Annotated in this window: 1 rRNA gene; it reads right to left on the reverse strand. The window is 39.6% G+C overall.

Annotated features, from left to right (window positions below):
- Positions 1-70, reverse strand: a 5S ribosomal RNA gene (rrf, locus tag ABNX05_RS26270); the annotation flags it as partial.
- Positions 71-407 lie beyond the last annotated feature (337 nt).

Consider the following 407-nt stretch of genomic DNA (forward strand, 5'->3'; position numbering starts at 1 on the left):
CGGCGCTAAAGAGCTTAACTTCCGTGTTCGGTATGGGAACGGGTGTGACCTCTTTGCCATCATCACTAGACTATTTTAAAGACAAGATTTATTATAACACATTTCGTTATAATTGCAAGCTTTTTTTAAAAACTTTCTTGTTCTTTCAAAACTGGATAAACGGTGCATTGAATGTTTCAAACATTTTGGTTAAGTCCTCGATCGATTAGTATTCGGGCCTTAGCTCAGCTGGGAGAGCGCCTGCCTTGCACGCAGGAGGTCAGCGGTTCGATCCCGCTAGGCTCCACCAATTATTGTTCTTTGAAAACTGGATAAAACGACATTGAAATAGTAACAAACACATTTATTTTTTAAGTTTTTATAGGCTTAATAACTTGGTTAAGTTATTAAGGGCGCACGGCGAATGC

The organism is Lysinibacillus zambalensis (genome assembly GCF_040183165.1).
GTDB lineage: Bacteria > Bacillota > Bacilli > Bacillales_A > Planococcaceae > Lysinibacillus > Lysinibacillus zambalensis.